The sequence below is a fragment of the Barnesiella sp. genome (assembly GCF_022723415.1).
Lineage (GTDB): Bacteria > Bacteroidota > Bacteroidia > Bacteroidales > Barnesiellaceae > Barnesiella > Barnesiella intestinihominis.
In genome coordinates this window covers 24,725-36,967 of the sequence record NZ_JAIJHU010000016.1, presented here as the reverse complement: position 1 = coordinate 36,967, position 12,243 = coordinate 24,725, and the positions used below count along the sequence as shown (strand labels likewise).

General features: G+C 41.2%; 9 protein-coding genes. 3 read left to right on the top strand and 6 right to left on the bottom strand.

The annotated features are described in order from the left end of the window. Positions 1-23 precede the first annotated feature (23 nt). Positions 24-1,157, bottom strand: coding sequence for an efflux RND transporter periplasmic adaptor subunit (locus tag QVD32_RS05060; RefSeq protein WP_021891386.1), 1,134 nt, complete (start codon positions 1,155-1,157; stop codon positions 24-26). A 398-nt stretch (positions 1,158-1,555) separates the two neighbouring features. On the opposite strand from QVD32_RS05060, the gene QVD32_RS05055 reads away from it, so the two are divergent. The 3 genes from QVD32_RS05055 (at position 1,556) to QVD32_RS05045 (ending at position 5,654) form a co-directional block, all read left to right on the top strand. After that, on the top strand, positions 1,556-2,440 hold the full coding sequence (locus tag QVD32_RS05055; protein WP_008861801.1) for a helix-turn-helix domain-containing protein: 885 nt from the start codon (positions 1,556-1,558) through the stop codon (positions 2,438-2,440). A gap of 156 nt (positions 2,441-2,596) precedes the next feature. Beyond that, the gene (locus QVD32_RS05050; protein WP_021891387.1) at positions 2,597-4,882 is read left to right on the top strand and encodes an NADP-dependent malic enzyme; all 2,286 of its coding nucleotides are present in this window, start codon (positions 2,597-2,599) and stop codon (positions 4,880-4,882) included. Positions 4,883-4,886: 4 nt separating this feature from the next. After that, positions 4,887-5,654, top strand: coding sequence for an EFR1 family ferrodoxin (locus QVD32_RS05045; protein ID WP_021891388.1), 768 nt, complete (start codon positions 4,887-4,889; stop codon positions 5,652-5,654). Between the two features lie 17 nt (positions 5,655-5,671). On the opposite strand, the gene QVD32_RS05040 is transcribed toward QVD32_RS05045, so the two are convergent. The 5 genes from QVD32_RS05040 to QVD32_RS05020 form a co-directional block, all read right to left on the bottom strand. Continuing rightward, the gene (locus QVD32_RS05040) at positions 5,672-6,430 is read right to left on the bottom strand and encodes a YaaA family protein (protein ID WP_021891389.1); all 759 of its coding nucleotides are present in this window, start codon (positions 6,428-6,430) and stop codon (positions 5,672-5,674) included. A 7-nt stretch (positions 6,431-6,437) separates the two neighbouring features. Next, entirely contained in the window at positions 6,438-8,321 is a 1,884-nt protein-coding gene (mutL, locus tag QVD32_RS05035) for a DNA mismatch repair endonuclease MutL (protein WP_118687234.1), read from the bottom strand. A 14-nt stretch (positions 8,322-8,335) separates the two neighbouring features. Further along, complete coding sequence (locus tag QVD32_RS05030; protein ID WP_394368546.1) at positions 8,336-9,874, bottom strand: OstA-like protein; 1,539 nt, start codon at positions 9,872-9,874, stop codon at positions 8,336-8,338. 92 nt (positions 9,875-9,966) lie between these two features. After that, positions 9,967-11,322 (bottom strand): peptidylprolyl isomerase, encoded by a 1,356-nt coding sequence (locus QVD32_RS05025; RefSeq protein ID WP_008861794.1) that lies wholly within the window; start codon positions 11,320-11,322, stop codon positions 9,967-9,969. Positions 11,323-11,329: 7 nt separating this feature from the next. Continuing rightward, positions 11,330-12,220 carry a peptidylprolyl isomerase gene (locus tag QVD32_RS05020; protein WP_021891392.1) on the bottom strand — a complete coding sequence of 297 codons (891 nt, stop codon included), beginning with the start codon at positions 12,218-12,220 and terminating at the stop codon, positions 11,330-11,332. Positions 12,221-12,243: the final 23 nt, after the last annotated feature.

The following is a 12,243-nucleotide window of genomic DNA, read 5'->3' as shown; positions in this document are numbered from 1 at the left end:
CTTTTATCTATTTGAAGTTCTTGTTATTGATTATTTTGCGAACCGGCAGCCTTAATAGTCATGCCGTCCTTCAAAGTATTGACACCTTCTGTCACGATACGATCCCCGGCTTTCAATCCCGAAGTTACCATATACTCTTTTCCGTTGTCGATCGATGCAATGGTTATTTCGGTAGAAGTCACCGTAGAGTCGTCATTTAAAACATAAACAAATTTCTTATCTTGAATTTCGTAAGTAGCTTTTTGCGGAACCAAAATAGCATGGTCGTTTTTCATAGGAATCATGATAACTCCCGAACCTCCGCTACGCAACAACCTATTCGGATTTTCAAAAGTAGCACGCATATTCGAGGAGCCTGTCTGTGTATCTATAATTCCACTGACCGTTTCGATCCGCCCCTTCAACGGGTATATACTACCATCGGAAAGTTTCAACGATACAGTCGGAAGTTTTTGCAAAAAATTCTCAGCACCGTATTGTGCCACCAATTCCAAAATTTGCCGCTCGGTCATCGAAAAGTAAACATACATCTCGGAATTATCCGAAACAGTGGTAAGCGGAGTGGCCGAAGACGGCGACACCAAACTCCCCACACGGAAAGGAATCTCTCCCACTACTCCATCGAGCGGACTGATAACTCTCGTATAGGAATCGTTATTACGGGCATTTACCAATTGGGCTTCCGCCTGAGCCAACTGGGCCTTAGCCGAAGCATAAGAGTTTTCGGCCATTTGCAAATCATATTCGCTGATGATGTCTCGTCTCTGCAACTCCCGTTTGTTTTCTGCCGTAAGGCGAGCGGTTTCGGTACTGGCTTTCGCTACCTCTACATTAGTCTCGGCGACTTTCAATGCAGCTTTGTACGGGACTGTATCGATAACGAAAAGAACTTGACCTTTTCTTACGACAGACCCCTCATCGACTCTCAAATCTGTAATAAAGCCACTAACATTCGGACGTATCTCAATATCCCGCTTACCCTTAATTGCAGCAGGGTAATTGCTATACCACTCCATCGAATCGGGCTGTAATGTCATTACGGCATATTCGCGAACCATTCCGCCTCCATTCTGGGCATTTTTTCCTCCACAGGAAAATAAAAAAATACAAAGCATCGCACCTGCGATAGGCTGAATAAAATTTTTAGTCAATTTCATAAGCAACAAAAATTATTTTCAACGTTGATATTCCAAGTCGAGTTAAAATTTTATATTAAAAATTATTAAACACAACTTATTGATAAATTTAATCAATACCTACATAAAACCTTTATAACCCCTATAAACAGGGATTTTTCAAACACATTTCGAATGCTACAAATTTAGGCATAAACTCTGTATAATAGCTGGAAAGAATGAAAAAATAAAATAAATAAAAATTATATCCTTCATTCTATTACAAATTCTCTTTCAGAGATTTTATTTCGGCTGCAAATATAAATCCATCTTTACATACAAATGAGTCCTTTTATCCCCCTATTCAGGTCTATTTTTCTCATTCAAGATTATTTACAAGACTATTAGACTATTTTTGCTCCGAAAAAATAAAAATATTTATGACCATTCACATAACCGATATTCCCAACGAGAGCTTCAATCATTACAAACATGTTTTACATGTCGATAACGAGTTCGCTTTGATAGAGATTAATAAAGATAATATCTCGGATTTATCAAAATTCAACTATCCTTACAAAGCAGAAGCATTCACATTATGTATTGTCCTGAAAGGTTGGGTTAAAGGAAAAATAAATTCCATAGAGTATAATGCAATAGCTCCTTGCGTAATCAGCATTTATCCCAATCAAATTTTACAACACGATAGTAACAGCGAAGATTTTTATATCATTTGCATTGCTTTTACCAAAAACTTCGCCAGCAATATCGCATCGTATTCCAAAAATGAAATTTTATTATTAAGGTTCCCCCGGCAGGACAATATATCTCATCATTTATCTCAGGAAACTTTAACTGCATTATTGGACTATTGTGCTTACATAAAAAAGATAATAGCCGATACTGATAATCCTTTCCGAATAAAATCGATACAACACCTTACCGTAGCACTTTTCTATTCGACAGTTTGGAAACAAATAAGTTCTTACAAAAAAAACGAAAAGACAAGAGCCGACTATATTACCTACGAATTCTTAGATTTGGTAGAAAAAAATTTCAAAAAATATAGACAGTTGAATTTCTATGCCGACAAGCTATGTATTACAGCCAAATATTTATCTACAACCGTAAAAAATAATAGCGGCATATCGGCTAGCGAATGGATAAAGAGGTATGTCATTTTGGAGGCTCAAAGATTACTCAAAAATTCAAGTATGACGATTCAGCAAATCAGCAATGAACTGAACTTTCCCTCACAAACTTTTTTCAGTAAATATTTTAAACATCAAATCGGATTATCACCCAAAGAATATCGAAAGAGCTGATTCCCCTTGTAAAACTTTTATTTTTAAAGAAATGTTTTTCTTAACATAAGAGATGAGATAAATTTGCTACATTTGTACTCGATATGCTTACAAATTAAAAGTTATTTAACTTTTAGGAATACAAATTAAACAGATAAACCACTAAATAGTATACTTATGTCAAAAGTTTCAAAAGAAGATGCCTTAAAATATCACAGTGAAGGTAAAGCTGGAAAAATAGAAGTAATTCCTACCAAACCTTATAGTACACAACGAGACCTATCCCTAGCCTATACTCCGGGAGTAGCAGAACCGTGTCTTGAAATAGAACAAGATGCAGAAAAGGCGTATGAATACACGGCCAAAGGTAATTTAGTAGCAGTCATTTCCAACGGGACGGCTGTATTGGGTTTAGGCGACATCGGTGCTTTGGCCGGAAAGCCCGTCATGGAAGGGAAAGGCTTGCTATTCAAGATATTCGCAGGTATCGACGTATTCGATATTGAGGTCAATGAAAAAGACCCTGACAAATTTATTGCCGCAGTAAAAGCCATATCCCCCACTTTCGGAGGTATAAATTTGGAAGATATAAAAGCTCCCGAGTGTTTCGAAATAGAAACCCGATTAAAAGAGGAACTAAATATCCCCGTTATGCACGACGATCAGCACGGAACAGCGATTATTTCCGGGGCCGGACTTTTAAATGCTCTCGATATACAAGGGAAAAAAATAGAAGAGGCGAAACTCGTCGTTAACGGCGCCGGAGCCGCAGCCAGCTCTTGTACGAAATTATACATGGGATTGGGCATTAAAAAAGAGAACATCGTCATGGTGGACAGCAAAGGGGTCATCAGCACCAGCCGCACCGATTTGTCGCCGGCAAAAAAGCAATTCGCCACCGAACGAACCGATATAAAGACCTTAGCCGATGCCATGCGCGGAGCGGATATTTTTCTGGGACTTTCCGTGGCCGATGTCTTGACAACAGAAATGGTACAATCCATGAATGAAAAGCCCATCGTATTCGCATTGGCCAATCCTAATCCCGAAATATCTTACGATAAAGCAATGGCTTCTCGCAAAGATTTGATATTCGCTACCGGTCGGTCGGACTATCCCAACCAAATAAATAATGTATTGGGATTCCCTTACATTTTCAGAGGAGCTCTCGATGTTCGCGCTACCGCCATTAACGAAGAGATGAAACTGGCTGCTACGTATGCCATTGCCAAACTAACCAAAGAACCTGTACCCGATGTTGTCAACTCGGCCTATGGAATAAAGAGACTTTCGTTCGGTCCCGAATATATTATCCCCAAAGCTCTCGACCCCAGACTATTGACCGCAGTAGCCCCCGCAGTCGCCAAAGCAGCGATGGACTCTGGTGTCGCCCAGCATCACATCACCGACTGGGATGCCTACAATGACCGGCTGAAAAAGCTGATGGGATATGACAACAAGATGTTACGGGAATTTACCGAAATGGCCCGCAAAGAGCCCAAACGTGTCGTGTTTGCCGAAGCCAATCATGCCAATATGTTACAAGCAGCTTCTACGGCAATGAAAGAGGGCATTTGTAAACCTATTTTATTAGGAAACGATGAGTTAATAGGAAAGTTGGCAGAGTCCATAGGTGTAGATTTATCGGGCATGCAAATTATCAATTTGAGGCATCCGAACGAAGAAGACCGCCGTATCCGCTACGCACAGCTTCTTACAGAAAAGAGACAACGCGAGGGCATGACCTACGCCGAAGCTCATGAAAAGATGTTCGACCGCAATTATTTCGGTATGATGATGGTCGAAGCCGGAGAAGCCGACGCCTTCATCACAGGCACATACTCCAAGTATGCAGAGACTATACAGATTGCAAAAGAGGTTATCGGTATACGCGAAGGATACAAACATTTCGGAGCTATGCACATCATGAACACCAAGTGCGGGACTTATTTCCTTGCCGATACACTCATCAATCGGAAACCGACTACCGAAACATTAATCGACATTGCAAAATTGTCCTATGACTCTGTAAGGTTTTTTGCCAAAGATCCTGTTATCGCTATGGTATCCTATTCTAACTTCGGGTCGGATAATCAAGGAAGTCCCCTAAGAGTACACGAAGCCATTAAAATTTTACACGAACAATATCCCGAAATCATCATCGACGGAGAAATGCAAATGAACTTTGCCCTCAATAATAAACTCCGAGACAAATCGTACCCGTTCAACAAGCTGAAAGGGAGAGAAGTAAATACGATTGTTTTCCCGAATTTAAGTTCGGCGAACTCGGCTTATAAAATGATGCTGGAAATGGGTGTGGCAGAGTCTATCGGCCCGATACAAATGGGATTGAACAAGCCTATTCACTTCACCGATATTGCCAGCTCGACGAGAGATATTGTCAACCTAACGACGGTCGCTGTTCTCGATGCCATTGTTCAGGAGCGTAGAAACAAACAATAAAAAAATGCACATCGTTTATTTCAGCCCGACGGGTGGAACCCGAAAGGCTGCCTATATCATCGGCAAAGAGATAGACCCTCAGGCTACGGAAATAGATATTACCGACCATACACGGCAACAGAACTCTTACGAGCTAAATGGGGAAGACACCCTATTAGTAGCTGTTCCTGTGTATGGAGGGAGAGTTCCTTCCGTAGCCATAGATCGACTGAAACGTATAACCGGGCATAACACCCCGGCTATACTCGTGGTCGTCTATGGGAATCGGGATTACGACGATGCTTTACTTGAATTAAAAACAACGATGGAATCGAACGGATTTCAAACCGTTGCTTGTATCGCCTGTATTGCCGAGCATTCTATCATGAGGGTTTATGCCAAAGGTCGTCCGGATTCTGACGATGAAACGATCTTAAAGAATTTTTCAGAACAAATCAAAACTAAATTGGTGCAACTGAAAAATGGAGAGAGTTTCACAGAAATACAAGTGAAAGGAAATGCTGATTATAAAATATATAACGGAGTACCCCTGAAACCTCGTGCCGGTAAAAAATGCACACAGTGCGGGAAATGCGCGGCATTATGCCCCACCAACGCTATTCCCCAAGAGAATCCCCGAATGACGGACGAAAGCAAATGTATCTCTTGCATGAGATGTATCGCCGTCTGTCCTCAAAATGCGAGAAAAATAAATCCACTGAAATTATTTCTATCTATTCGGGCTTTCAAGGAAAAATGCGAAACAAGAAAAGAACCGGAACTATTTATATAACAAGACAACAACGCTGATTAAACGACAAATACAGGATTATTTTCGCTCGAATGTTCAGGCGAGAAGTGGAAGCCCTCTGCCGAGAAAGAACAAATATCGTCGGGGTGAGATATTTTGTTTTTTAGAATATAACGAGTCATCGCCCCTCTCATCATTTTCGCATATATCACGATTGTCTTAAACCCGTCGCCTTTATATACTTTAAATTCGGGAGTGATTACTCGTACCCTTTTATTTATTCGAGACCAATCGAACGATTGCTGGATTTCACGGCTTGCCAAATTGACCAATATTCCACCAGCCTCTTTTGTATCGTCAATCAATTTATCGGTTAAAAGCGGCTTCCAATATTCCGAAACAGGAATACCCATCGAAGGCAATTCAACAGCATATTCCATGCGGTAGGGTTTTATTACATCGAGCGGCCGAGTCAATCCGTAACAAGCCGATGCCATACGCAGATGATTCTGGGCATATTCAAAATCGGCCTCGGTAAAATCGGCCGGCGAAATGTAACGAAAGACAATACCGGTATAGGCCAAAAGAGCCGGTAATCCATACACGTCGGGCGAATGAAATACATTATATCTCTCTTTCGTCTGCAAGGCCAAATTACGATTTATCCCCAGCATACCCGACAGTTCTTCGACCGAATAACCAGCCATTTCCATCGCTATATGCTCGGCCTCATTTTTATATAACGGAACGGTAACAAAAGGAACAGTAGTTCTACTACTCCCTACCATCGTTTTTGCCGGAGACAACAAAATCAACATAACTCAATCAATTAAACTGCTTCTGCAACTCGTCATACGAAACGATGATAAAAACCGATTTGCCATCGGGTGTATAAGCCGGTGTTTTCAAAGATAACAAATCATCGACCATAGACAACATTTCTTCCTGAGAAAGAGACTGTCCCACCGGTACAGCAGCAGCCTCGGCCAAAGTCCAAGCCATACGCTTTTGCAACGAAGCCTTTGCATCATGTTCTTTCTCCGAAGCAGTTACAAGCATTTGCCCAATAAGGTCTCGTACATCTATCCCTTCTATACCGGCCGGTATCGCATTGATAGAATAGCTATTCTGCCCCATATCGGCTAAATCAAATCCAAGTGCTATCAATTCTTCCCAGATTCCATGTAAAGTTTCTGATTGAGAGACTGTCAATTGCATGATTTCGGGGAACAAAACACGTTGCGAAGCCATTTCGCGAGAGGATATTCCCACCATAAAACGCTCAAACAAAATTATGCCATGAGCCCGATGTTGATCTATCACCATTAACCCCTCAGCCGAAGAAGTCATAATGTATTTCCCTTTCAACTGCAACACAGTCCTACCGCTTTGATTCAGTTTCGACTCGAACTCAGGAAAAACCGATTGTTCCCCTTCACTAGAAAAATTAGAAACATATCCATCAGAGAAATCCAATTTAGACGGAAAATCGTTGTCTGAATCGGGCTGAACGGTCGAACCTTCTTTTGTATTGTTAAAGCTGCTATAAAGCTGCTGCCAATCATAATTCGGTCTCTTCACAGAAGAACCGCCACCTCCTGCTCGAAAAGGGTTATACGTCGTATCCACATGAACCGTAGGGGGAAGAACATGTGTGCCCGGCTTCGATGTTGGAATTTCCGGTGCATCTTCCATATCGAAATCGATAGAGGGAGCCGTACTGAATTTTCCCAATGCTTCCTTTACAGAGGCAGAAAGAATTTGCCAGATGGGCTGCTCGTTCTCAAATTTTATTTCGGTCTTAGTCGGGTGGATATTCACATCAATCGTCTCGGGATCGACCGTAAGATTGATAAAGTAATTGGGCATTTCACCGACCGGTATCAAATGTTCGTAACAAATCGTCACCGCTTTATGAAAATATGGGTGGCGCATATACCGGCCATTTACAAAAAAATATTGTAATGCTCCTCTTTTGCGAGCAGCTTCGGGACGCCCCACATAACCCGAAATCTTCACCAAAGACGTTTCCGTTCCCAAAGAAAGTAACTGCTGATTAAGACTCTTACCAAAAAGTGCAACAATACGCTGCCTCAAATTGGTAGCCGGCAAATTATACAATTCCGAGTCATTATGGACGAGAATAAAACTAATCTGAGTATTAATCAATGCCATACGCTCAAACTCATTGAGTATATTGCTCAATTCCACCTGATTGGATTTAAGAAATTTACGTCGTGCTGGCACATTAAAAAAGATATTTTTTACCGCAAAATTACTCCCCACAGGAGTAGAAATCGCCTCCTGACCTTCACATTGGGAAGCCGACATACGTATACAAGTGCCTACCTCATCGTCGACTCTGCGCGTACGAAGCTCTACCTGAGAAATAGCGGCGATAGAAGCCAACGCTTCTCCTCGAAACCCCATCGTACGTAGCGAGAATAAATCGTCGGCCGAACGAATTTTAGAAGTCGAATGACGTTCGAAGGCTAACCGGGCATCGGTCGGAGACATTCCTTTGCCGTCGTCTATCACCTGAATAAGAGTACGTCCTGCATCTTTCAAAATAATCTGAATAGACGTAGCACCCGCATCGACAGCATTCTCCACCAATTCTTTAATTACCGAGGCCGGACGTTGTATCACTTCTCCAGCTGCAATTTGATTAGCCACAGAATCGGGCAATAAATGTATGATATCACTCATAATTCGACCAAATCTTAATGATTGAAGCGATGTTTTTTCTCTTCAACAACTTCTATTTTCACTTCTGGTTTTCGAAATATGTCTTCGGGGCTTACCGGCCTCAAATCACTATACCATTTATAGGCCGGTAAATATAGCTGCTCGGGCTTTATCAAGTCCAACGGAGTCATGCTTCCCTGCGGTTGAGGCCAAATAATTATCTTCTCCATCTGCTGATTTTTCAAGTACATTCTCAAAAATCCGCTTTCGGCTTTATTCAGCCCTGTCAATGTCGAATCCCGTTCCTGAGGATAGAAAATCGTTTGAGCATTGCCATTTACATCTATTTGACGCAACTGCCCTTGCTCAAACCATGCTTTCAACTCCTTACCGGAAACTTGATCATAAAAAACAGAATCTTTATGCTGTGCAGCAAAAGCAGACCCGGGAATCAAGGCCCAATCGACCGTACTGTCATTCATGTGTATACGAATCGTATCTCCGGTTATCTGATAATTTTCATTCCAAATGATAGGGAGTTTATACATGTGAAGAAGCGAATCTACCGACGTAAACTCCATAGAATCACAAACTCCCTGCGCATCTATCCTAAAAAATCTCACACCATGATAGGCCTGCAAAAGACGGGTGGAATCGGGCAATACCAAGTGAGATTTAAGAGTATCGGCATGCAAATACAACGTATCGCCTCGCGAAAACTCCAATAAGCGTGCCGAATCTGTCGCAAACGAATACTCGGTTCTTTCATTGTAGAAACCATATTGTCCCTCCATAATCAACGAACGAATGGAGTCGTTGAGCACCATATTACCGAACACTTCTCCGAATCCCGATCGCCTATCGTAAAAAATCGTATCCCCCGTAAGGCTCTGTCCTTTCGACGTAACCAAAGAACGATCCAAAAGCATCGATTTATCAGTTTCGGTATTATACCAACCCGCCGACGAATAAATGATATTACTATCCGACACAATAGTCGAAGGACCCACAATATCGGCAATCTTAGTCTGCGTATTATATTCGAGCGTATCGGAATATAATGTATATTTTTCATTCACCAACTGCACATCGAAATTGAAGACCGACTGTTTGGTATCGGGGGAATATTGACCATATACAGAAGTCAATTCATTCTGAGAATCAACCAATTTGCCCCCATCGAAATAATAGCCGATATTCGGAATCATCTCATAATTCAAACTATCGGTAAACAAAGTTACATCTCTGTTTTCCATGCGCACATTATTCCGCAGTCGAGCTATCTGCTCATCTCCACGATAATATAACACATCTCCATAAATAAACAGAGTATCGCCCTGCTCCATGCGAACATTACTAAATGCATCGAGTGAGTTGTCTTTTTCATAAAAATATGCACTGTCGCAGTACATATACATACTATCTTTCCGAAAGACAACATTTCCCCTCAATACTCGATAATCGGCACTCTGCTCCTTATCGAAAGTAAGTTCGTCACTATTCACCAAGTACACTTTATCGGGATCGTCCTGTTTAGGAAGTTTTTTTTCGGGAGTGCCCGATGCCGCCCACATACCAAGAGTAAGCAGGCATAAAATACCGACCAGTATTTTATGCCTTCCCTTTTCATCTTTTATTCTTTTTTGATGCCCCATTGGCGTCGATCTTATTTCTTTATCCAACCGTCATACTTAAATTCGCAGTTTCGCCAACCTTCTTTTATGCGGATATATGTCTCGCTTTGCTTCTTAGCCAACCACTCATTCAATATATCGGTCTTCTTCTTTTCCTCTACAATAGCTTTTAAGGTTTGATAATCATCAGACATATTGGCTTTATGTCCATCTATTCTGTTTTTCAGCTTTACGATTGCAACCACCTCTTTATTTTTACGTTCGTCGGTCATGACAAACGGTTTCGAAATTTCGCCCACCTTCAAATCGGCAACCACCTTAGCCACATCTTGGGGCAATTGTCCCATTTCGAACTTAGAATTTCCGGTTTGAGGGTTTACCATAAGTCCCTTGTTATTGCGAGTATCCTTGTCTTGCGAAACATATTGGGTTATTTCATCGAACGATATTTTCTTATCTATTAAATCTACCCTCAACGAATCGAGACGAACCAAAGCATCGGATATATCTTTCTCGGAAACGTGCGGACGAAGTAGTATATGCCGAACATTTATACGGTCGCCTCTCTTCTCTATCAACTGTATAATATGGTAACCATATTCGGTCTCCACAATTTTAGAAACCTTCTTCGGGTCATTCAAGTTAAACGCGACATTGGCAAACTCCGGCACCAAATTGCTTTTGCTCACGAAGCCCATTTCTCCCCCCATCATGGCAGATCCCCGATCTTCGGAATAAAGAACCGCAAGAGTAGAGAAATCTCGCTCGCCTTTATTTACTTGTTCGCTGAAATCACGCAATCGAGCTTTCACATTATCTATTTCCTGCTGCGGAACCTTAGGATTCAAAGTAATAATTTGGACTTCTACCTGCATGGGAATATAAGGAATACTGTCGGCCGGCAATTGATTATAAAACTTACGCACCTCGGCCGGTGTGGTTTTTACATCTTTTACCAAATTTCGTTGTACTTCCTGTACGGTTCCCTGATCACGAATAACATTCGCCAACTCTTCACGAATTTCGGTTACCGGCTTTTTAAAGTATTCTTCCATTTTTTCCTTCGACCCGATATTAGCGATCAGATAATTGATACGAGCCTCTACTTGTTGAAAAACAGTAGCATCAGGAACTGTAATCGTATCCAGTTTCGCCTGATGCAGAAAAAGTTTCTGCACGGCAAGCTGTTCGGGTATTACACAATAAGGATCGCCATCAATACGTTGTCCGTCGTATTGCATTTGTCGATATTGCTCTTCAACCTCAGACTTATAAATAGCTTCATCTCCTATTATCCATACAACCTCATCGATAACATTGTCATCGGAAAAAGCCGGCAAAGACACCGCCATAAAGAAAAATAAAAGCCAATCAGTAACTTTACACATAATTCAATTATTTTATACTCTCTTTTTCAATAGATTTCTCACCTTTATACAACCACTTTATATCACCCGACTTCTCGGCATCCCGATACAGATTTTCTTCCAGCTCCCGATCAAAGTTCAACCGATTGCTATTTGTCAAAATTTCCTGAATTTGAGCCCGAGCAAAATCATAAGGCATTTCTTCTCCCGGCAAACGATATTCTGTAATATTCAGTAAATACCAATATCCGTTTTTATTAAATTCCAACTTATGATGTGTCTTTAAAAAGGATTCAGCATCTCCAAACTCGTATGGAATATTATTGACGATTTCTTCAAACGGTATCCACTTGTCATAAAAGTAGTCATAGATCACCGCATTTTTCAAAGCATATTTCTCGATCTTTTCTACTCCATCGGGATTTGTAGAACAATACCATTTTTTCAACTGTCCAAGATTGGGCGTATTCTCCGGTACTTTAAGAAACAACCCTTTCAAGATGGCTTCATGCAAACGAAACATTTCTGAGTTTCGCTCATAATAATCCAGCATTTCTTGTTCATCAAAAGACTTCGTCACCCGTTCATTAACCAATCTCTTACGATATTCGAATATGACTAAATCTCGTCGGTATTTCTCAACCAATGCATCAATACGTTCTATATCGGGAATATTCTTTTGTGCCATTCGATATAGTAATACATCACAAATCCATCGACGGATATACTTGTCGGCAAAATCGGTACTATCAGCGCGAGAGAGTCCCTCTGGCATGGCATCGGCAAGCTCTTGACGCGATAGTATTTCATCGCCCACTTGTACCAATGAATTTTCATCGCTCTGTAACCCACTTCGGCATGCCGAAAAAAGGCATGCCGAAAATGCTGCGCATAATACTATTATCGAGACTTTATACATCTATATTACCTACATAAATATCC

Coding starts and splice junctions, on each gene's coding strand:
- QVD32_RS05040 (WP_021891389.1), bottom strand. CDS start 6,430: ATGTTGATTTTGTTGTCTCCGGCAAAAACGATGGTAGGGAGTAGTAGA.
- QVD32_RS05020 (WP_021891392.1), bottom strand. CDS start 12,220: ATGTATAAAGTCTCGATAATAGTATTATGCGCAGCATTTTCGGCATGC.
- mutL (WP_118687234.1), bottom strand. CDS start 8,321: ATGAGTGATATCATACATTTATTGCCCGATTCTGTGGCTAATCAAATT.
- QVD32_RS05050 (WP_021891387.1), top strand. CDS start 2,597: ATGTCAAAAGTTTCAAAAGAAGATGCCTTAAAATATCACAGTGAAGGT.
- QVD32_RS05045 (WP_021891388.1), top strand. CDS start 4,887: ATGCACATCGTTTATTTCAGCCCGACGGGTGGAACCCGAAAGGCTGCC.
- QVD32_RS05025 (WP_008861794.1), bottom strand. CDS start 11,322: ATGTGTAAAGTTACTGATTGGCTTTTATTTTTCTTTATGGCGGTGTCT.
- QVD32_RS05055 (WP_008861801.1), top strand. CDS start 1,556: ATGACCATTCACATAACCGATATTCCCAACGAGAGCTTCAATCATTAC.
- QVD32_RS05030 (WP_394368546.1), bottom strand. CDS start 9,874: ATGTGGGCGGCATCGGGCACTCCCGAAAAAAAACTTCCTAAACAGGAC.
- QVD32_RS05060 (WP_021891386.1), bottom strand. CDS start 1,157: ATGAAATTGACTAAAAATTTTATTCAGCCTATCGCAGGTGCGATGCTT.